General features: G+C 68.5%; 19 protein-coding genes. 6 read left to right on the top strand and 13 right to left on the bottom strand.

All coding sequences use genetic code 11. The features are described from left to right. Positions 1-24 precede the first annotated feature (24 nt). Genes glnX through H7K45_RS11110 form a run of 3 tightly spaced genes read left to right on the top strand, consistent with a single transcriptional unit; the run spans position 25 to position 4,591 of the window. Positions 25-1,344: a protein kinase G-activating protein GlnX gene (gene glnX, locus H7K45_RS11120; protein WP_263995862.1), complete on the top strand. Its 1,320-nt coding sequence runs from the start codon at positions 25-27 to the stop codon at positions 1,342-1,344. After that, a complete protein-coding gene (locus H7K45_RS11115) occupies positions 1,341-2,342 on the top strand; it encodes a glutamate ABC transporter substrate-binding protein (RefSeq protein ID WP_372512530.1) in 1,002 nt (333 codons plus the stop codon). Before glnX ends, H7K45_RS11115 begins: the two co-directional genes overlap by 4 nt. Beyond that, on the top strand, positions 2,339-4,591 hold the full coding sequence (locus tag H7K45_RS11110; protein ID WP_263995860.1) for a serine/threonine-protein kinase PknG: 2,253 nt from the start codon (positions 2,339-2,341) through the stop codon (positions 4,589-4,591). Before H7K45_RS11115 ends, H7K45_RS11110 begins: the two co-directional genes overlap by 4 nt. Here the strand turns inward: H7K45_RS11110 and H7K45_RS11105 are convergent. After that, entirely contained in the window at positions 4,588-5,508 is a 921-nt protein-coding gene (locus tag H7K45_RS11105; RefSeq protein ID WP_263995859.1) for a cytochrome c oxidase assembly protein, read from the bottom strand. The two genes, H7K45_RS11110 and H7K45_RS11105, sit on opposite strands and share 4 nt — an antisense overlap. 202 nt (positions 5,509-5,710) lie before the next feature. Between H7K45_RS11105 and H7K45_RS11100 the strand changes: the two genes are divergently transcribed. Next, complete coding sequence (locus tag H7K45_RS11100) at positions 5,711-7,408, top strand: HNH endonuclease signature motif containing protein (protein WP_263995858.1); 1,698 nt, start codon at positions 5,711-5,713, stop codon at positions 7,406-7,408. On the opposite strand, the gene H7K45_RS11095 is transcribed toward H7K45_RS11100, so the two are convergent. From H7K45_RS11095 to fgd, 3 genes are read right to left on the bottom strand one after another with little or no spacing between them, the layout of a single operon-like run. Further along, positions 7,301-8,449, bottom strand: coding sequence for an acetate kinase (locus tag H7K45_RS11095; protein ID WP_263995857.1), 1,149 nt, complete (start codon positions 8,447-8,449; stop codon positions 7,301-7,303). The genes H7K45_RS11100 and H7K45_RS11095 overlap by 108 nt on opposite strands. Further along, entirely contained in the window at positions 8,446-10,518 is a 2,073-nt protein-coding gene (gene pta / locus H7K45_RS11090) for a phosphate acetyltransferase (protein WP_263995856.1), read from the bottom strand. Before pta ends, H7K45_RS11095 begins: the two co-directional genes overlap by 4 nt. A gap of 18 nt (positions 10,519-10,536) precedes the next feature. Continuing rightward, the gene (gene fgd, locus H7K45_RS11085; protein WP_263995855.1) at positions 10,537-11,547 is read right to left on the bottom strand and encodes a glucose-6-phosphate dehydrogenase (coenzyme-F420); all 1,011 of its coding nucleotides are present in this window, start codon (positions 11,545-11,547) and stop codon (positions 10,537-10,539) included. Positions 11,548-11,606: 59 nt separating this feature from the next. On the opposite strand from fgd, the gene H7K45_RS11080 reads away from it, so the two are divergent. Then, positions 11,607-12,335: an MBL fold metallo-hydrolase gene (locus H7K45_RS11080; protein WP_263995854.1), complete on the top strand. Its 729-nt coding sequence runs from the start codon at positions 11,607-11,609 to the stop codon at positions 12,333-12,335. A gap of 6 nt (positions 12,336-12,341) precedes the next feature. Here the strand turns inward: H7K45_RS11080 and H7K45_RS11075 are convergent, their stop codons facing one another. The 3 genes from H7K45_RS11075 to H7K45_RS11065 are packed head-to-tail and all read right to left on the bottom strand — an operon-like array spanning position 12,342 to position 14,267. After that, positions 12,342-12,632 carry a hypothetical protein gene (locus H7K45_RS11075; RefSeq protein WP_308206402.1) on the bottom strand — a complete coding sequence of 97 codons (291 nt, stop codon included), beginning with the start codon at positions 12,630-12,632 and terminating at the stop codon, positions 12,342-12,344. A gap of 16 nt (positions 12,633-12,648) precedes the next feature. Further along, positions 12,649-13,773 carry an LLM class flavin-dependent oxidoreductase gene (locus H7K45_RS11070; RefSeq protein WP_263995853.1) on the bottom strand — a complete coding sequence of 375 codons (1,125 nt, stop codon included), beginning with the start codon at positions 13,771-13,773 and terminating at the stop codon, positions 12,649-12,651. Then, a complete protein-coding gene (locus tag H7K45_RS11065; RefSeq protein WP_263995852.1) occupies positions 13,770-14,267 on the bottom strand; it encodes a GNAT family N-acetyltransferase in 498 nt (165 codons plus the stop codon). The genes H7K45_RS11070 and H7K45_RS11065 overlap by 4 nt, the downstream gene beginning before the upstream one ends. A gap of 117 nt (positions 14,268-14,384) precedes the next feature. On the opposite strand from H7K45_RS11065, the gene H7K45_RS11060 reads away from it, so the two are divergent. After that, positions 14,385-15,248, top strand: a complete 864-nt coding sequence (locus H7K45_RS11060; protein WP_263995851.1) for an SDR family oxidoreductase — start codon at positions 14,385-14,387, stop codon at positions 15,246-15,248. A 10-nt stretch (positions 15,249-15,258) separates the two neighbouring features. Here the strand turns inward: H7K45_RS11060 and H7K45_RS11055 are convergent, their stop codons facing one another. The 6 genes from H7K45_RS11055 to H7K45_RS11030 are packed head-to-tail and all read right to left on the bottom strand — an operon-like array spanning position 15,259 to position 19,377. After that, positions 15,259-15,777, bottom strand: coding sequence for a hypothetical protein (locus H7K45_RS11055; RefSeq protein ID WP_263995850.1), 519 nt, complete (start codon positions 15,775-15,777; stop codon positions 15,259-15,261). A 46-nt stretch (positions 15,778-15,823) separates the two neighbouring features. After that, positions 15,824-16,195: a hypothetical protein gene (locus tag H7K45_RS11050; protein WP_263995849.1), complete on the bottom strand. Its 372-nt coding sequence runs from the start codon at positions 16,193-16,195 to the stop codon at positions 15,824-15,826. Continuing rightward, entirely contained in the window at positions 16,196-17,410 is a 1,215-nt protein-coding gene (locus H7K45_RS11045; protein WP_263995848.1) for an O-succinylhomoserine sulfhydrylase, read from the bottom strand. Next, the gene (locus tag H7K45_RS11040) at positions 17,407-17,820 is read right to left on the bottom strand and encodes a rhodanese-like domain-containing protein (protein WP_263995847.1); all 414 of its coding nucleotides are present in this window, start codon (positions 17,818-17,820) and stop codon (positions 17,407-17,409) included. Before H7K45_RS11040 ends, H7K45_RS11045 begins: the two co-directional genes overlap by 4 nt. Positions 17,821-17,854: 34 nt before the next feature. Continuing rightward, entirely contained in the window at positions 17,855-18,283 is a 429-nt protein-coding gene (locus H7K45_RS11035) for an Rv0361 family membrane protein (protein ID WP_263995846.1), read from the bottom strand. Next, positions 18,280-19,377 carry an ATP-grasp domain-containing protein gene (locus H7K45_RS11030; RefSeq protein WP_263995845.1) on the bottom strand — a complete coding sequence of 366 codons (1,098 nt, stop codon included), beginning with the start codon at positions 19,375-19,377 and terminating at the stop codon, positions 18,280-18,282. The genes H7K45_RS11035 and H7K45_RS11030 overlap by 4 nt, the downstream gene beginning before the upstream one ends. Positions 19,378-19,391: the final 14 nt, after the last annotated feature.

The raw sequence follows: 19,391 nt of genomic DNA, 5'->3' as shown, positions 1-19,391 counted from the left end.
CCGAGAGCAGAGGTCCGCGCACAGGTGACCGTGGAGTTGGCGCATCCTTCCACCGAGCCCCTTGCGTCGCGCTCGCAGACGAAACCAGCCCACCCGCGCTGGTGGTTCCTCTGGACCACGCCCGGCCGCATCCTGACCATCGGCATCGTGCTGGCCGCCATGGTCATCGCGTGTGCGTTCGCGACCTCGACCACGATCAACGACCGCCAGCAGGCGCTGTCCAACGTGCTCGACCACACCGAGCCGCTGGCGTTCGCGGCCGGCCAGCTGTACACCACGCTGTCCGTCGCCGACGCCGCCGCCGCGACGGCCTTCATCTCCGGTGCGGAGCCGCGCGCCGTCCGGCAGCGCTACGAACAGGCGATCACCGACGCGTCGGTGGCGGTGACGCGGGCCTCCAGCGGCCTCACCGACGACGACATGGTCCGGCTGCTCGGCCGGGTCAACGCCGAACTCGCCGTCTACACCGGTCTCGTCGAGACCGCACGTACCAACAACCGTGCGGGCAACCCCGTCGGGTCGTCGTACCTGTCGGAGGCGTCGTCTCTGATGCAGACGCAGATCCTGCCCGACGCCCAGCGCCTCTACGAGGAGACCAGCAAGCAGGTCGACACCGAGACCACCGCCTCGACGCGCATCCCGGCCCCCGTCATCCTGGTCGTCCTGGCAACCCTGATGTTCGGCGCGTTCGCGAACCGGTGGCTGGCCCGGCGCACCCGCCGGCGCGTCAACGTCGGCTTCGTCGCCGGCGGTATCGCGGTGCTCGTGATGATCATCTGGGTGGGTACCGCGCTGGCGATCTCGACCGCCGACAGCCGCAGCGCCAAGAGCACCGCCGCCGAATCGCTCAAGACCGTCACCACCATGGCCATCACCGCTCAGCAGGCGCGGGCCGACGAGACGCTGTCGTTGATCCGCCGCGGTGACGAGGGCGTCCGCAAGCAGTCCTACTACCAGCGCATCGACACCATGCAGCAACAGCTCGCGGGTTACCTGGGCCGCAAGGACGCGATCGACAAGTCCGATCTCGCCGACGCCGAACAACTGCTGCGACGGTGGCGCGCCGCCGACGACCGGATCAACGCCTACATCGCGGTGGGCAACTATCAGGCCGCCACCCAGGTCGCCCTCGGCACCGGCGAGGACGATTCGACGCCGGCCTTCGACAAGCTCGACGCGGCGCTGACGAAGGGCATCGAGGAGAGCCGCCAGCAGTTGCGCAACGACATCGTCAACGCCCGCCGGGTGCTCTCGGGCGCGACGGTCGGCGCCGCGGTGCTCAGCATCATCGCGGCGATCGCGGTGGCGTTGGGGCTGTGGCCGAGGTTGAGTGAGTACCGATGAGCGCTTGCGCGAAGAGCATGAAGCCGATGAAACGCATCCTCGCGGCGGTGGCAGCAGTGCTGACGGTGGCCGGCTGCAGCCAAACCGCGCCCGTGGACGACGTGCCGAGCGTGACGCTCGCACCCCCCACGCCCGCGGGTATGCAGGAGGCTCCGCCGCTGCCCGCACTGGCACCGGACTCCGAGGACGACGACGAAGGCTACGGCGGGTGCACGGCGAGCCTCCGACCGTTCAGCACCAAGGCCGATGCCGACGAAGCCGTGATGAACATTCGCAACCGGGGTCGGCTCATCGTCGGACTCGACATCGGCAGCAACCTGCTGAGCTTCCGCGACCCGATCACCGGTGAGATTACCGGCTTCGACGTCGACATCGCCGGGGAGGTCGCAAGGGACATCTTCGGCACGCCGTCACAGGTGGAGTACCGCATCCTGTCCTCGGCCGATCGCATCACGGCACTGCAGAACAACCAGGTCGACATCGTCGTGAAGACCATGAGCATCACCTGTGCGCGCAAGGAACTGGTGAACTTCTCCACCGAGTACCTGGCGGCCACCCAACGCATCCTGGCGCCCCGCGACTCCCCGATCGCACAGGCCTCCGATCTCGCCGGCAAGCGGGTGTGCGCCGTGGCGGGGACGACGTCGCTGGAGCGGGTCCGACAGGTCGACCCGCCGCCGGTCATCGTCGAGGTGGTGACGTGGGCCGACTGCCTCGTCGCGTTGCAGCAGCGTCAGGTCGACGCGGTGAGCACCGACGACTCGATCCTCGCCGGCCTGGTGAGCCAGGATCCGTACCTGCACATCGTCGGACCGTCGATGGCCAAGGAGCCCTACGGCATCGGGGTCAACAAGGAGAACACCGGCCTGGTCCGGTTCGTCAACGGAACCCTCGAACGCATCCGGCGCGACGGCACGTGGAACACGTTGTACCGCAAGTGGTTGACCGTGCTCGGACCGGCTCCCTCGCCACCCTCGCCGAGGTATGAAGCCCAATGAGCGCGCAGGAAGAGCACGACGAGGAGTATCCGGGCACTCAGCCGGCCGACGCGATGAGCTACGACTCCTTGGCGACGATGCGGCCGATGGCCACCCAGGCCGTCTTCCGGCCGAACTTCGACGACTCCGAGGGCTTCACGGTCGGAAGCGTCGAGACCGAGCCTCACGAGCAGCCGACCATGCTGACGCGTCAGTGGTCCCCCATCCGACGGCTCGGCGGCGGCCTGGTCGAGGTGCCGCGCGTACCGGAACGCGACCCGCTGGAAGCGTTGATGACCAACCCGGTCGTCGCGGAGGCGAAGCGGTTCTGCTGGAATTGCGGCAAGCCGGTCGGCCGCTCGACCTCGGACGGCGAGGCGCTTTCCGAGGGTTGGTGCCCTCACTGCGGCAGCCCGTATTCCTTTCTGCCACAGCTGAGTCCGGGCGACATGGTCGTCGACCAGTACGAGATCAAGGGATGCATCGCCCACGGCGGCCTCGGCTGGATCTACCTGGCGTTCGACAAGAACGTCAACGACCGGCCGGTGGTGCTCAAGGGCCTGGTGCACTCCGGTGACGCCGAGGCGCAGTCGATCGCCATGGCCGAGCGTCAGTTCCTCGCCGAGGTGACCCACCCGGGGATCGTCAAGATCTTCAACTTCGTCGAGCACGACGACAAGAACGGCGACCCCGTCGGCTACATCGTGATGGAGTACGTCGGCGGCACGTCGCTGAAACAGGCCAGGGGGCACCAACTTCCGGTCGCCCAGGCAATCGCCTACATGCTGGAGATCCTGCCCGCCCTGGGTTACCTGCATTCGATGGGCCTGGTGTACAACGACCTCAAACCCGAGAACATCATGGTGACCGAGGAGCAGCTCAAGCTGATCGACCTCGGCGCCGTGTCCCGGTTGAATTCCTACGGGTTCCTCTACGGCACACCGGGTTATCAGGCTCCTGAGATCGTCAAGACCGGGCCGACCATCGCCACCGACATCTACACCGTCGGCCGCACCCTGGCGGCACTGACGCTGGCGCTGCGCACCCGCAACGGTCGCTACGACGACGGCTTGCCCGAGGGTGACCCCACTCTGCTGAAATACGATTCGTTCGCACGCCTACTGCAGCGGGCGATCGACCCCGACCCGCGGCGCCGGTTCGCCAGCGCCGAGGAGATGTCCGGTCAGCTCATCGGCGTGTTGCGCGAGGTCGTGGCCCAGGACACCGGTGTGCCGCGGCCGGGCTTGTCGGCCGTATTCAGTCCCTCGCGTTCGACGTTCGGCGTCGACCTGCTCGTCGCACACACCGACGTCTACCTCGACGGCCAGGTGCACTCGGAGAAGCTCACGGCGCAGGAAATCGTTCGGGCACTGCAGGTTCCGCTCGTCGACCCCGCCGACGTCGGCGCCGCGGTGCTGTCGGCGACGGTGCTGAGCCAGCCCGTGCAGACCCTCGATTCGCTGCGCGCGGCTCGATACGGATCGCTGGACTCCGACGGCGGTGTCGACCTCTCGGAGTCCGTGGAGCTCCCGCTGATGGAGGTGCGGGCGTTGCTCGACCTGGGCGACGTGGCCAAGGCCAACCGCAAGCTCGACGATCTCGGCGAGCGGGTGGGTTGGCGTTGGCGGTTGGTATGGTTCCGCGCGGTGGCCGAATTGCTCTCTGCGGACTACGAATCCGCCACCAAGCACTTCACCGAGGTGCTGGACACGCTGCCCGGCGAGCTGGCACCGAAGTTGGCGCTGGCCGCGACCGCTGAGCTGTCGGGATCAGCCGACGAGCGCCGGTTCTACAAGACCGTGTGGAACACCGACAACGGCATCATCTCGGCCGGATTCGGTTTGGCCCGCACGCAATCCGCCGACGGTCTGCGCGACGAGGCCGTCACCACGCTCGATCAGGTGCCGCCCACCTCTCGCCACTTCACCACCGCGCGACTCACCAGCGCCGTGACCTTGCTGTCCGGCCGGTCGGGAAGCGAGATCACCGAACAGCAGATCCGCGACGCCGCCAGGCGGGTCGAGGTGCTGCCCGACACCGAGCCCCGGGTGCTGCAGATCCGCGCACTGGTGCTCGGCACCGCGATGGACTGGTTGGCCGACAACGAGGCGAGCACCAATCACATCCTCGGCTTCCCCTTCACCGAGCATGGGCTACGACTCGGGGTGGAGGCCTCGCTACGGGGACTCTCCCGGGTGGCGCCGACGCAGGAACACCGTTATGCGCTGGTCGATCTGGCCAACAGCGTGCGGCCGATGAGCACCTTCTAGCCTCGCCGGAAGCGCTGGTTCAGCTGCGGGTCGGCTTCCCACCACAGCGCGGGCTCGGCTACGTCGGCCTTCTCTTCGATCTCGGCGTCGACTTCTCGGGCTCGGGACTTCTCGTGTTTCGACAGCCGCCGGAAGAGGACGGCCAGGAACGGGACCCCGAGGACGTCGCCGACGATCCAGAGAATTCCCGCTCCGACGGACTGGTCGGTCCTCGGACTGGGACCCCAATCGCGTTGCAGCCCGGCGTAATAGCCGACCGCAATCAGCGGGCCCAGCCACAGCACGAGGCCCAGCAGTCCGTCGCCGAGGGACTCCACGACGCTGATGCCCACCGAGAGCAGCGGCGGGTAACGACGGGGCACCGGATCGGTCTGCACCCGCGCGTAGTAGTAGCCGAAGCCGACGATCACCAACACCACTCGGGTCGCGGCTCCGACGATGCCCGTCATCGAGGCGACGTACCAGGGTGTCAGGTAGAGCAGCCACGGCAATCCGAGCATCGCAGCCGACGTGCACAGTGGGGATGCCGCGACCCGGCAGGCCCGGGTGGCGAGCACGTGGTCCACCCGGTCTTGGCCTGCTTCCGGTAGCGCGGCCCGCAGCGTGGTGACGGGCCTGCCGAGGGCGAGGAGGAACGGGACGACGAACAGCAGTGCCAGCACCTGCAGGGCACGCATCCAGAACAGGACGGGCGCATAGACGGCGACCACGCTCGACGTTGCGATGGCCCACGTGACGAGCCCGGCGGCGAAGCAGTACGCGGGTGCGCGCTCGGGCGGCGCGGCGGCTCGGGCCGCCCTGCGACACCATGCGTAGCCAGTGCCGAACGCCACGATCAGCAGGAGCGCTGCGGGGTCCAGGTGCCACGACTCGACCGCCACCTGAAGGGTGAGCGGGGCCTGAGCTGGAGATGGCACCAGACGACGCTATGTTCCGAACCTGGGATTATCCGGTGAGAGCCAGCACCCTGGGCTTGGAGGGCGCGGTCACCTCAAACCACCTAGCACTCCCTGCCGACATTTCTGGCAGCCCGTGCGGGGTTGTCCACAGTCCGGCATTCGTCCACAGAACGCCTGTAGCAGAACGACTTTCGTCATACCGTCGCCGTAAACTGGGTTCATGTTCGACGATCTGGTGGACGCCACGACCGGCACCCGCGGCGCCGGGGCGCTGTCGACGTGGGCGCGGGTGGAGAACGCGGCCTGCGCTCACCGGGTCGCGACGATGGCCGCGATGCTCGACGAGACGTATGCGCTGTCGGGGTCGGCGGATCGAGACCAGTGGTGCCTGGACAACCTCGACGCCGTCGCCGCCCACATCGGCGCCGCACAAAACATCACCCCCGGTGCCGCATCCCACCAGCTGTTGATCGCCGTCGCATTGCACGACCGGTTCCCTCGCGTGGCCGCCGTGTTCGCCGAGGGGCTCATCACCTACGCGCTGGTGAAGACCGTGGTGCACCGCGGCGCCCTGGTCATCGACCCCGACGCGTTGCGGGCGCTCGACGCCCTGCTGGCCGAGGCATTCGGGAACTGGGAACTGAGGTCGGTCGACAAGACCGAGAAGGCCATCGACGTCTTCGTTCACCAGGTCGACCCGCACGCGGTGCGCCGCAGCGAGACCAAGGCCCGAGGCCGGTCGGTGGAGGTGCACATCGAGGAGGACGGCAGCGGAATGGCCACCGTGTTGGCCACCCTGTTCGCCCATGACGCGAAGGCGTTCGAGGCCAGGCTGCGGAACTTGGCCAAGACGGTGTGCCCGGCCGATCCCCGGACCGCCGACCAACTCCGCGCCGACGCCGTCGGGGCCATCGGGACCGACCGCATGGCGTGCCTGTGCGGCAACGATGACTGCGCGGCCGCCCAGAACCCACCCGCCACGGGGGTAGTGGTGTACGTGATCGCCAGCGACGAGACCTTGGCTGATCCGACCGCGACGCCCGAGTCCGAGCCGCCTGCGCCACGGCCCGAGACGCCCGCGCCGCCACCGGAAGCCCCCGAGGCCGATGCCCCGCCCATTTCCGAGGAGTCCGCCGAGCGCGCCGCCATCGACGGCGAGGAGCCACCGCTCTTCGACAAGCCGCTACGTGACCTCACCCTCACCGAGGCCCTCACCCCGGCACCCGGATACTTCGCGAAACTGCGACCCGCGGCGATGATGGGCGGCCAATTCCTCCCCGGCGCCGTCGCCTGCCGCGCCGCCGTCGGAGCGACCATCACCCGAGTAGTGCACCCCGGCCAAACCCCACCCGAAATGCGATACCGACCGTCGAAGAAGCTGGCCGACTTCATCCGGTGCCGCGACATGACGTGCCGCTTCCCGGGCTGCCGCATTCCGGCGAACCAGACGGACATCGATCACACGATTCCCTGGCCGCACGGCCCGACTGCGGCGTCCAACCTCAAATGCGTATGCCGTCGACACCACCTCTTGAAGACGTTCTGGGGTGGCGAGAACGGTTGGCAAGATACGCAACTCGACGACGGCACCGTCATCTGGACCGCACCCGACGGCCGAGAGTTCGTCACCACACCGGGTAGCCGGCTGCTGTTCCCCGAACTGAGCGCGCCCACCGCCGCGATCACGCCGACCGGAGGACCCACACCGCACACCGCGGGACTCACCATGCCGCGACGCAAGACCACCCGCGCCCAAGACCACGCCAGACGCGTCGAACGGGAACGCGAGCTGAACGAGCTAGAGAACGAGCTAGGAGCCGACGACGTCCACGCAGGCCCTGGCGATGGCGAGTTCCTCGTCGGTGGGGATGACGAGCACGGTCGTGCGCGACGTCTCGAAGGAGATCCGTCGGGGTGAGCGCCCGGGGCTGTCGTTGAGGTGCTCGTCGAGTTCGATGCCGAGAGGCGCGAGACCGCTGAGCGCATCCCGGCGGACTGCCGCGTCGTTCTCCCCCACCCCGGCGGTGAAGGTGATGACGTCGGTGTTGCCCAGCAGCACCATGTACGCGCCGATGTACTTGCGCAGCCGATGAATGTAGACGGCGTAGGCCAATTGAGCATCCGCGTCGCCGGCGTCGATCTGGCGGTGCAACTGCCGGAAGTCGATCTCGCCGCCGAGACCCAGGACCCCGGAGCGGCGGTTGAGCATCGTCTCGATGTCGGCCATGCTCATGCCGGCCGTGCGGTTCAGGTACATGATCACGCCGGGATCCAGGTCGCCCGATCGGGTGCCCATCACCAGGCCCTCCATCGGCGTCAGCCCCATCGACGTGTCCTGTGGCCGGCCGCCGACGATGGCCGACGCCGACGCCCCGTTACCGAGGTGCAGCACGATCTGGTTGAGCGATTCCACCGGCACCTGCAAGAACTCCGCGGCCTGCTCGCTGACGTACTGATGCGACGTCCCGTGGAAGCCGTAGCGCCGAATGTGCCACTCCTCGGCCACGTCTCGCGGAATGGCGTACTGCGCGGCGGCGGCCGGCAGATCGTGGAAGTACGCCGTGTCGAACACCGCCACGTGCGGCAGGTCGGGCAGCACCTTGCGGGCAACCTCGATGCCCAGGATCGCCGGCGGGTTGTGCAGCGGCGCCAACGGAGCCAGGGTCTCGAGGGTGTCGATCAACGCGTCGTCGACGACCGTCGGCCGGTACAGGTCCGGGCCACCGTGCACGACGCGGTGCCCCACCGCCACCAAGCCCAGCGACTCCAGTTTGAGCCCGTCCCCGGCCAACTCGTCGAACGCCGCCCGCAGCGCGGCTTCGTGGTCGGCGACTGGTCCAGATCCGATGCGCTCGACGATCCCGTCGGCGATCTGGCGTCCCGAATCCGGTTCGACCACCGCGTACTTCAGCGACGACGAACCGCAATTGAGCACCAGGACGGTGCGGGTGGCGCTCACTTTCCCTGGGCCTGAATCGCCGTGATCGCGACCGTGTTGACGATGTCCTCGACCAGCGCGCCCCGCGACAGGTCGTTGACCGGCTTGTTGAGTCCCTGCAACACCGGTCCGATCGCGATGGCCCCCGCACTGCGCTGCACGGCCTTGTAGGTGTTGTTGCCGGTGTTCAGGTCGGGGAAGATCAGCACCGTCGCCTGGCCCGCCACCTTGGAGTCGGGCATCTTGGTGGCCGCCACCGACGGCTCCACCGCCGCGTCGTACTGGATGGGGCCCTCGACGAGCAGGTCGGGCTCGCGGCTGCGCACCAATTCCGTTGCCGTCCTCACCTTGTCGACGTCAGCACCCGTGCCCGACGTGCCCGTCGAGTAGGACAGCATCGCCACCCGCGGTTCGATGTCGAACTGCGCCGCGGTCCGAGCCGAAGAGATCGCGATGTCGGCGAGCTGCTCGGCCGTCGGATCGGGCACGATCGCGCAGTCGCCGTAGGCGAGCACCTCGTCGGCGAGGCACATCAGGAAGATGCTCGACACCGTGGACACGTCTGGGAGCGTCTTGATGATCTCGAACGAGGGCCGGACCGTATGCGCCGTGGTGTGCTTCGCTCCGGACACCATGCCGTCCACCATGTCGTTGTGCACCAGCATCGTGCCGAAGTAGGAGACGTCGTGGATCACCTCACGGGCCTGCTCCACGGTGACGCCCTTGCGCTTGCGCAATTCGGCGTACTGCTCGGCGAACTGGTCGCACAGCTCGCTGGTGCGAGGGTCGACGACGGTCGCCGCAGACAGGTCCACGCCCAGTTCGGCCGCACGGGCTCGGATTACCGACTCCTCGCCGAGGATCGTCAGGTCGGCCACCGACCGTTGCAGCAGCCGGCCCGCGGCCTTGAGGATCCGGTCGTCGTCGCCCTCGGGCAGCACGATGCGCTTGCGGTCCGAACGCGCCCGCTCCTGCAGCTGATAGGTGAACATCTGCGGCGTCACCACCGACGGGCCGGAGATCGACAGCTGCGCGAGCAGGTCGGCGGTGTCGACGTAGGTGTCCATCAGCGACAGCGCCGTGTCGATCTTGCGATGCGACGACGCCGTCACCCGACCTCGCGCCGACGCCACGGCCCGTGCCGTGTCGTAAGTGCCCAGTTCGGTGGTGACGACCGGCAGCCTCAACCCCAGGCCGGCCACCAACGCCTCGATCGACGGGTGCAGTGGCAGACCGCCGTTGAGGATCATGCACGACATCGACGGAAATCCCTCTGCGGCATGGGCACTCGCGACGGCAAGCACCACGTCGGAACGATCACCCGGGGTGATCACCGCCATGCCCTCCCGCAGACGCTCCAGCACGTGCTCGGCCGTCATCCCCGCGACCAGGACACCCAGCGCCTCCCGGTGCAGCAGATCCTCGTCGCCACTGAGCACCGACCCGTGCACGGCGTCGGTCAACTCCGCGACCGACGGTGCCACCAGCAAGGGCTCGTCGGGGAGCACGTAGCTCTTCGGGGCGACCCGCTTGAGCGCCTCGGCGACGGCGGTCAGCTCGTCGGGGTCGCACCTGTTGGCCACGACGGCGGCGGTGTGGGCGTGCTGGCCCGCGATCTCGGCAAGGCACAACTCGACGACGTGGGCCACGTCGTCGGGGGTGCGGTCGGCGGCTCGCACGGCGAGCACGATCGGCGCGCCGAGGTTGACCGCGATGCGCGCGTTGACCGACAGCTCGCTGGGGGATGCGACGTCGGTGTAGTCGCTGCCGACGATCAGGACGGCGTCACAGCGTTCGGCCACCTGGTGGTAGCGGTCGACGATGTCGGCCAGTGCCGCGTCCGGATCGTCGTGCAGCCGTTGGTAGTCCACGCCAACGCATTCGTCGTAGCTCAGCCCGGCCGTGGTGTGCGCCAGCAGCAACTCGAGGATGTAGTCCCGGTCCTCGCCCATGCGCGTGATCGGCCGGAACACCCCCACCTTCGCCACCGTCGAAGCGAGACGATGCAGGATGCCCAGCGCGATCGTCGACTTGCCGGTGTCGCCCTCGGGCGACGCGACGTAGATGGCGGAGGCGCTCGTGGGGGTCACGAGTGCCAGCCTGCCAAATCAGCCGAGCTTGCGCAGCCGCGGCTCCAGGTCGCGCTGGAACAGCTCCAGGAAGCGGCGCTGATCGTGGCCCGGGGCGTGGAACACGAGGTGGTTGAGGCCCCAGTCGACGTAGTCCTTGACCTTGGCCACCGCCTCGTCGGGATCCGACGCCACGATCCACCGCTTGGCGACCTGCTCGATCGGCAACTCGTCGGCCGCCTTCTCCATCTCCAGCGGGTCGTGGATGTTCGTCTTCTGCTCGGCGGTCAGCGACAGCGGCGCCCAGAACCGGGTGTTCTCCAGCGCCAACTCCGGGTCGGTGTCGTAGGAGATCTTGATCTCGATCATGCGGTCGATCGCGTCCGGGGCCTTGCCCGCAGCCTCCTCGCCCTCCTTGACCGCCGGAATCAGCTTGTCCTTGTAGAGCTCTTCGCCCTTGCCGGAGGTGCAGATGAAGCCGTCGCCGGCGCGGCCGGCGTACTTGGCCACCTGCGGCCCGCCCGCGGCGATGTAGATCGGAATGCCGCCTTCGGGCACGTCGTAGATGGACGCGCCCTTGGTCTTGTAGAACTCACCGTCGAAGTCGACCCGGTCGCCGAGCCACAGTTCGCGCATCAACCGCACAGACTCGCGCAGCCGTGCGTAGCGCTCCTTGAACTCGGGCCATTCGCCCTCGAAACCCGTGGCGATCTCGTTGAGGGACTCACCGGTGCCCACCCCGAGGAAGATCCGGTCGGGGTACAGGCAGCCCATCGTGGCGAACGCCTGCGCGATCACCGCCGGGTTGTAGCGGAACGTCGGGGTCAGCACCGAGGTGCCGAGCACCAGTCGCTTGGTGCGCTCGCCGACCGCCGTCATCCACGCCAGCGAGAAGGGCGCATGCCCGCCCTCGTGTCGCCACGGCTGGAAGTGATCGCTCACCGTCGCACTGTCCATGCCGTGCGCCTCGGCCTCGACGGCCAGCTCGACGAGTTCCCGCGGGGCGAACTGTTCCGCCGACGCCTTGTATCCCAACTTGAGTTCAGCCACGCTTCTGTTCTACTCCTGGGGCCGGCGGAGTATTCCATCAGTCTCGTTAGACTTCTGCCATGGCGACCCTCTCGGCCATCACCGACTCCGTGCACTTCGCCCACACCGACTTGGTCAACTGGACGCTGGTCACCGATGGCAGTGGGGTGGTGATCATCGACGCCGGGTTTCCCGGGCAGCGCGACGACGTCCTGGACTCGGTGCGTCAGCTCGGCTTCGGCGTCGACGACATCCATGCGATCCTGCTCACCCACGCCCACGTCGACCACATGGGGTCGGCGATCTGGTTCGCGAAAACCCATGGCACACCGGTGTTCTGCCACACCAGCGAGGTCGGGCACGCCCATCGCGACTACCTCGAACAGGTGTCACCCATCGCGCTCGCCGCCAAGGCCTGGCACCCGAGATATCTGACGTGGTCGCTGAACATCGCGCGCGTCGGCGCACTGACCCACGACGCCATCCCCACCGCGCGCGCCCTGACCGACGAGGTCGCCGCCGCGCTGCCCGGCACCCCGACGGCCATTCCGACGCCCGGCCACACCGGCGGGCACTGCTCCTACCTCGTCGACGGCGTGCTCGTCAGCGGAGACGCGCTGATCACCGCTCACCCCGTGTCGACGCGCCGCGGTCCGCAGCTGCTGCCCGGTCTGTTCAACCATGACCAGGCCGCCTGCGTCCGCAGCCTGTCGACGCTCGGGGCGCTGGACGCCGAGGTGATGTTGCCGGGTCACGGTCCAATCTGGCGCGGCTCCATCCGGGAGGCGGCGGCGCAGGCGGCTACCTGAGCAGGCCTACGTGAGCAAGCTGTAGCCCAGCAGGAAGATCGCGGTCAGCAGGAAGCCGCAGCCAAGCACGATCGTCGGCATGAGGACCGTCTGGTCGAGTTCTTCGGGGTCGCGCGCGTCCGAGGCGACGGGCCCGTAGAGCGCGCGGCCCAGCCCGGATTCTCGAAACGTGCTCAGAATTCGGCCAATTCGGCCGTCGGGCCGACGACCGACGTGGGAGCGCAGCCCGACGCCGGCGACGAAGGTCAGCAGACCGGCGGCCAACAGCAGCCAGCCCACGGTCGACTCTGACAGCACCTTCCCAGCGTAGCGGCTACCCCAACCCCCACCGCGTGGCGATCAGCTCGTGGGAGCGCAACCGGTCGGCGTGACGGTGGGTGACGGAGGTGATGACCAGTTCGTCGGCCCCGCTGAGCCGCTGCAGTGCGTCCAGCCGGTGAGCCACCTCGTCCGGGTCGCCGACGAATTGCGTTGCGGTGCGATCCCTGACCACCTCCAGCTGATCGGCCGTCAGGGGTGGCGTCGACTCCGGGTCGGGATAGGGCACTGCGCCGTCACCCGCGCGAATGGCGTGGACCCACTGCGCGAAGCTCGACGCCAGGTGTCGAGCGGTGGCCGTGTCGTCGGCGACCACCACGTCTGCGGAGACCACGACGTAGGGCTCGGACAGCGCTGTAGAGGGCTGGAAGTTCTCGCGGTACACCTCGACCGCCTCGAGCGCGGTGGCGGGCGTGATGTGATAACTCGCGACGAACGGAAGGCCGAATTTGGCCGCCACCTGCGCACTTTGACCCCTGCTGCTGCCGAACACCCAGGGCCGCAACGCGGCTCCCTCACCGGGCACGGCACGCACCTCCACGTCCCCGACGCGGTAGGTGCCCTCGATCATCGCGAGGATGTCGGCCACCTGATCGGCGAAGTCGGGTGCGTTGGCCTCGGGCTGCTGCAGCACCGACGCCCGGGCCCGTAGGCGTGGGTTGCGCATCATCGCACTGAGGTCGAATGGTGCCGGGACGACGACGCCGTCGACCTCGTGCCACACCCGGGGCGACGTGGATGACGACGACGCCTTCGACGGGTCTTGCGAGACGGCCTCACGACGGCGCTGACCAGAGCGCCCCACCCCGAGGTCGATCCGGCCGGGGTACAGCGCGTCGAGGACGCCGAAGCTCTCCACGACGGCCACGGCGGTGGTGTAGCCGAGCTGCACGGCCGCCGCGCCGACCTGGATGCGCGAGGTGGCCGCGGCGAGCTGACCGATGAGGACGGCCGGTGACGAACTCGCCACGGAGACGAAGTGGTGTTCGGCGAGCCAATAGCGCCGGTAGCCCCATCGGTCGGCGTGCCGGGCCAGGTCCACGGTGTTGCGCAACGCCGTGGGGGCGTCACTGCCTTCACTGATCGGCGAAAGGTCCAGGATGGACAACGGCACGTTCACGGGTGCAGCTCCTTCGAGAAGGCGATGGGGTACACGTCACCCTCGGCAGGCAGCGGTTCGGTGAGCCTGGTGTAGCCGGCGGCGAGGTAGAGCGCCTCGGCCTCGGGCTGTCGGTCGCCGGTGGTCAGGTACACCCGGCGGTAACCGCGCGCGGTGATCTCGGCCTCCAGGGCGAGCAACAGCATCCGTCCCAGCCCGCGCCTGCGGTATCCGCTGTCGGTCCAGATGCGCTTGAGCTCGGCCGTTCCTTCGTCGAAGCGACAGAACGCGCCGCCGGTCACCGGGATGCCGTCGAGCACGCCGATCAGCATGCCGCCTCCGGGTGCGGCGAACTGGGCGGCCGGGTAGCCGCGCAGCCAGGCCGTCACGTTCTCCGGCGTGTCGTCGTAGCGCGTGGCGTACTCCACGGCGAGCTCGGCCATCAGCGGTGCGGCCAGGTCGTCGTCCTGGCCGACGGTCACGAAGCGCAGTCCGTCCACGGTGGGCAGAGTCATCACCTCAATGTCTACCGCGAATCAGCCGTTCGCATTCCGGACGGCGCCCTTCGCCTCGTGCTGATCGAAACAATCCGCTCTTGGGATCCAAACTTGACACGTGTAAAGTTTCGTCGCATGGACAACATCAAGGGCAGGACAGTCGCCATCACCGGGGCCGCCCGCGGCATTGGGCACGCCACCGCCAAGGCTCTCCTCAACCGCGGCGCTCGGGTCGTCATCGGTGACCGCGACGTCGCGGTTCTCGAGTCGGCGGTCAGCGGCCTCGCCCGCTTCGGCCAGGTCACGGGGTACCCGCTCGACGTCACCGACCGGGAGTCCTTCGAGATGTTCCTGGACAAGGCCCGCACCGACGGCGACGGCCACATCGACGTCCTGATCAACAATGCCGGCGTCATGCCCGTCGGCCCGTTCCTCGAGCAGTCCGAGCAGTCGATCCGCTCCTCGATTGAGGTCAACTTCTACGGTGTGCTCACCGGCTGCCAACTGGTGCTGCCCGAGATGGTGCGCCGTCGCCGCGGCCACATCGTCAACATCGCCTCGATGGCCGGCATGGTCGCCGTGCCAGGCCAGGTCGTCTACGCCGGCACCAAGTTCGCCGTCGTGGGGTTGACCACCGCGATGGCCGACGAGTTCGCGCCCCAGGGCGTCGAGGTCACGGCCATCCTGCCCACCTTCACCAACACCGAGCTGATCTCGGGCACCAAGAACACCGGCGCCCAGAAGCCCGTCGAACCCGAGGACATCGCCGCGGCCATCGTCAAATCCCTGGACAAGCCCAAGACCCACGTGTCGGTGCCCGGCCCGCTGCGCTTCGTCGGCGCCGTCACCTCGATGCTCGGACCTCGCGGCCGGCGTTGGCTGTCCAAGCAGATGGGCAACGACCACGTCTTCCTGCAGTTCGACACCGCGGCGCGCAAGGCCTACGAGGATCGGGCCCAGGCCGCGGTCGGCGTCCTCGAGAAGCCGGGCGAGAGCTAGCCCACCCGCTCTAGAAGAGCGGCTCGGTCACGTAGACGTCGAGCGGGCGCACCAGCAACTCCGACTCCACCGGCGTGAACCGGAAGAACGAGTAGTCGATCGAACACGTCGGCCGGCACGTCTCGATGCTGAACTGCCCCAGCATGTCTGGTGACCACGGCAGCCGGGCGCGATGGGCGCGGCGCTGTTCGATCTCCCGCAGGAACGGCTCCCAGACGAGGGCCGTCAGCAGGTCGCGCCACCCCCCGGCCAACGGGTAAACGGTGTCGGCGAGCAGGTACCCGTGGAACACCTGCTCCTCGTCGAGGTCCGGCGGACTGCCGACGTCGGCGACCTGCAGGTACCAACTCGCGGCGTCGGCGATCACGTCACCGTGCACCATGCGGCTCAGCGTCATGACCACGCCCAGCTCGGCGCGCGCCTCGTCCTCGGATTCGTACACGCGGGGTATCTCGATGGCATCGGGGGCCCCGGCGACCCCCCGCGGCACACCGCTCAGGTAGTACAGGAAGCGGTCCGGGCCCGACATGGGACGAGGGTACGTCCGGGCACCGACAGCGACGGGCCAGCCAGGGTCAGCCCGCTCGGTGTGCCTCGAACTCGTCGAGCCGGGCGAAGAGCTCCTCGACCGTCAGGACCACCTCTGCGTCGCCCTCGCCGGATCCGACCAGGATCACGTGCGGCTCCTCGGGATCGGTCAGCCAGATCCGCGTGACCGGCTCGAGGGACTCGTCGAGTTCGTCGGTGGCAGAGGGCGCGTAGTACCAGGTGACGAACTCGTCGGTCGAGAAGTCGGCGTCGAATTCCCAACCCCGCGGGACGATTTCGTCGGCAATGCGGGCCACGCCCTTGATGTCGGCGTGCACGTCGTCGGGCAGCCAGGCGTCGTTGCGGGCGCCGAGGCGCTTCTTGCGCCGCGCCTTCTTGGCCGCACTCGAGCGCGACACCTAGCTCAGCGCCTGGTCCAGGTCCGCGATGAGATCCTCGGTGCCCTCGAGCCCGATCGACACCCGCACCACCGCGTCGCCGAGCCCGATCGCCGCCCGGCCCTCCGGACCCATCGCGCGGTGCGTCGTCGTGGCCGGGTGGGTGATCAGCGACTTGGAGTCGCCCAGGTTGTTCGAGATGTCGACGACCCGCAGCTTGTCGAGCACGTCGAACGCGTTCTGCTTGGTGCCACCGGCCACCTCGAACGTGATCACGGTGCCGCCGCCGCGCATCTGCCGCTTGGCCAGGTCGTACTGCGGATGGCTCTCCAGGAACGGGTACTTCACCCAGCTGACCGCCGGGTGATCCTGCAGGAACTCCGCAACCCGCTGCGCCGAGGCATTCGAGTAGTCGACCCGAACCGCCAGCGTCTCGAGACCCTTGAGCAGGGTCCAGGCGTTGAACGCGCTGATCGCCGGGCCGGTGTGGCGCATCAGCTTCTGCACCGGGCCGTCGATGAACTCCTGGTCACCCAGGATCGCGCCGCCAAGGACGCGGCCCTGCCCGTCGATGTGCTTGGTGCCGGAATACACGACGACGTCAGCCCCCAGCGGCATGCCCTGCTGCAGCAGCGGCGTGGCGAAGACGTTGTCCAGCACCACCTTTGCGCCGGCGGCATGGGCCAGGTCGCACACCGCTGCGATGTCGACCAGCGACTGCATCGGATTCGACGGGGTCTCGAAGAAGACCGCCTGCGTCGGCACCGACAGCGCCTGCTCCCACTGCGCGAGGTCCTCGCCGTCGACGAAGACGACCTCGACTCCCCAGCGGGGCAAGATCTCGCTGCACACCACGAAGCACGAGCCGAACAGGCTGCGCGCGGCCACCAACCGGTCACCCGCGCCGAGCAGGGCGCCGAGGGCGGTGAACACCGCGGCCATGCCGGTCGCCGTCGCGAACGCCGCGGGCGCTCCCTCGATGAGCCGCAGGCGCTCCTCGAACATCGAGATGGTCGGGTTGCCGTATCGCGAGTAGACGTAGCGGTCGATCTCGCCGGTGAAGGCCTTCTCGGCGTCGCCGGCCGAGGCGTAGACGTAGCCCGACGTCAGGTACAGGGCCTCGGCGGTCTCCTCGAACTCCGATCGCAGCAGACCGCCGCGCACGCCGATGGTGGCCTGACTGACGCCCTCGGGCAACGGTTTCGGGATGCGGACGCTCGGCACTGGCTCGCTCATGACTGCCGCCACGGCAGGCCGACGGCCTTCCAGCCGGTGCGCCCACGATGCCCCGCCTCGTCGAGATTGCCCTCGAAACCGTCGAGCACGTTGTAGGACGGCGTCAGCCCCGCGCCGGTGGCCGCCTCGGCCGCGCCGATGGAGCGGTTGCCGGAGCGGCACAGGAAGACCACGGGACGCTCACCGGGCGTCACCCCTGCGGAGATCAGATCCTCGACGAAACCGTCGTTGTGCGAGCCGTCGGAGCGATTCCACTCGACGTAGAGCACGTCGCGCTGCAGCGACGACACGTCGGGCACGCCCACGAAGCGCCACTCGGCCTCGGTGCGACAGTCGACCAGAACCGCGTGGGGATCCTCCGCCAACAGCTTCCAGGCCTCTTCAGGGGTGATGTCTCCCGCATAGCTCACGACCGCGAGTGTCCCACAGCCAGCTGGTGACGACCTAGCTTGGGCAGACCTTCCACGCGCCGTCCTCCTGGACGAAGGTGAGCTGCGCCGGGGTCTTGGTGTCGGCGGACTTGTCGAAGTGGTAGGTGACGGTCGCCGAGGCTCGCCCACCGTCGACCGCGATGTCGGTGACGTCGTCGAGGTAGCGCTCACCGTTCTTGGCCACCGAATCACGTTGGTGTGCCAGGAAGTCGGCCTCCGAGCCTTGGGCGGCACGGCAGGTGAAGCTCTGATACTTGCCAAAGTCCTGGCGCTGCAGGGCGTCGTTCTGGCCGACGGCCGCCTTGGCCACCTGGTCTCCCGGCGTCGTGGTATGCGACCCGAACACGTTGAACAGGATGATCCCGACGATGATCAGCGCGAAGACCGCCAACGCGCCGAGGAACGGCGCCATCGTCGGACGGTCGGGTTCCGGCTCGGTCACGACCCGAGCCCGTGCACGACGGTCGACGCCCGGTGGGCACGATCGCGCGCCCGGACGACGTCGGGAGCCGTCGCGATCGCGGCCACCGTCGAGCCGACGACGCGGACGTCGCTCTCCGGCACGTCGAGGGCTTCCTTCAGTTCGCCTGCGGACACGTCGCGGCGAGGGCCGACCTCGGCGGCCGACGGCGAGATCATGATGGTGTCCATCGACAAGCCGAGGATCGCCCTGGCATGTAGTTCGTAGTGCGAAAGCCGTTGCGAGCGAAGGGTAATGAGGCCCACGTCGCCCAGCTGGGCGTCGACCGTGGCGAAATACACCTCGTCGCCTCGCACCAGCAGTTCGACGGCGAACACCCCGCGCCCGCCCAGCGAGTGCACGATGCGCGCGGCGATGGACCGGGCGGCGTCGAGCGCGGCGAGCGACAACCGCTCCGGCTGCCAGGTGGACAGGAGGTCGCCGTCCTTGCGCCGGAACCCGATGGGCTCGCAGAACTGCACCGCCGGCCCAGAGGGCTCGGTGGTGCGCACGGTCAGCAGCGTGATCTCCTCGTCGACCTCGACGACGGTCTCGGCCATCACCCGGTTCTGCGGCGTCGGCAGCGCGGCGGCGGCGCGGCGCCATGCGGCGTCCACGTCGTCGGCCCGGGTGAGCACCGACTGCCCGTCGGACACCGCGCCGAACAACGGCGTCACCACCAAGGGGAAACCCGCGTGGTCGGCGACGGCGGCGAGTTCCTCGGACGAGGAGGCAAACCAGAACGGCACCGTCGGCAAGCCGAGTTCGTCACCGGCCAGCTTGCGCAACCCCTCGCGGTCGGCGCCAAGACGCGTGGCGCGCGGCGTCGGGAACACCTCCACCGAGTCCCGTTCGGCCGCGGCGATGAGCGCCGCGGGTGAGACCTCGGCGGACACCGCGATCACGTAGTCGGGCTGGTGCTCGTCGAGCAGCGCGGTCATCGCCTGGGCGTCGGCGCAGTCGGCGACCCGGACGACCGCGACACCGAGGCGTTCGAAGGCCAGTGCCAGCTCGGGACCGGTGTCACCCCCGCCGAGCAGCAGGACCGTCGTGGTGGGTCGATCGGTGTCACTCATCGCCTCACCACCCT

Source organism: Mycobacterium yunnanensis (genome assembly GCF_025823185.1).
GTDB lineage: Bacteria > Actinomycetota > Actinomycetes > Mycobacteriales > Mycobacteriaceae > Mycobacterium > Mycobacterium yunnanensis.
The sequence above is the reverse complement of the archived record's forward strand: the minus strand, read 5'-3'. Positions and strand labels throughout refer to the sequence as shown.

Coding starts and splice junctions, on each gene's coding strand:
- H7K45_RS11060 (WP_263995851.1), top strand. CDS start 14,385: ATGGACAACATCAAGGGCAGGACAGTCGCCATCACCGGGGCCGCCCGC.
- H7K45_RS11100 (WP_263995858.1), top strand. CDS start 5,711: ATGTTCGACGATCTGGTGGACGCCACGACCGGCACCCGCGGCGCCGGG.
- H7K45_RS11080 (WP_263995854.1), top strand. CDS start 11,607: ATGGCGACCCTCTCGGCCATCACCGACTCCGTGCACTTCGCCCACACC.
- H7K45_RS11110 (WP_263995860.1), top strand. CDS start 2,339: ATGAGCGCGCAGGAAGAGCACGACGAGGAGTATCCGGGCACTCAGCCG.
- H7K45_RS11045 (WP_263995848.1), bottom strand. CDS start 17,410: ATGAGCGAGCCAGTGCCGAGCGTCCGCATCCCGAAACCGTTGCCCGAG.
- H7K45_RS11030 (WP_263995845.1), bottom strand. CDS start 19,377: ATGAGTGACACCGATCGACCCACCACGACGGTCCTGCTGCTCGGCGGG.
- H7K45_RS11055 (WP_263995850.1), bottom strand. CDS start 15,777: ATGTCGGGCCCGGACCGCTTCCTGTACTACCTGAGCGGTGTGCCGCGG.
- H7K45_RS11065 (WP_263995852.1), bottom strand. CDS start 14,267: ATGACTCTGCCCACCGTGGACGGACTGCGCTTCGTGACCGTCGGCCAG.
- H7K45_RS11115 (WP_372512530.1), top strand. CDS start 1,341: ATGAGCGCTTGCGCGAAGAGCATGAAGCCGATGAAACGCATCCTCGCG.